Source organism: Synechococcus sp. CCY 9618 (assembly GCF_019038415.1).
Lineage (GTDB): Bacteria > Cyanobacteriota > Cyanobacteriia > PCC-6307 > Cyanobiaceae > Cyanobium.
Genome location: NZ_JAFKRG010000087.1, coordinates 1 through 267 on the forward strand (window position 1 = coordinate 1; position 267 = coordinate 267).

A 267-nucleotide genomic window follows, 5' to 3' on the forward strand; every position below is an offset into this window, starting at 1 on the left:
TGGCCTTGCCGCGGGCATCGGAGGCGAAGTTGGTGCCCTGCTGCTGGGTGGTGTAGGGGTACTTGTTGTAGACGGCCTGGGCAGCGCCGTTGACCAGCTCGTCGGCCCTGGCGGTGAGGGCCTTGGCGGCCTCGAGGGCGTTCTTGGCGCGCTCGAAGCGGCCGAAGGCAGCGTTGAGCTCGGTGTTGCTGAGGAAGCGGCCCTGGGAATCAGCGGCGGCGACGGCCTCGGTGAGGGGAGTCTTCATGGAAGGAAGGAAAGGGAAGG

1 pseudogene is annotated in these 267 nt (G+C 67.4%); it reads right to left on the reverse strand.

Going from position 1 to position 267, the window contains the following annotated elements:
- Positions 1-247 (reverse strand): annotated as a pseudogene (locus tag KUG41_RS15250) (phycocyanin subunit alpha); the annotation flags it as partial.
- Between the last annotated feature and the right edge of the window lie 20 nt (positions 248-267).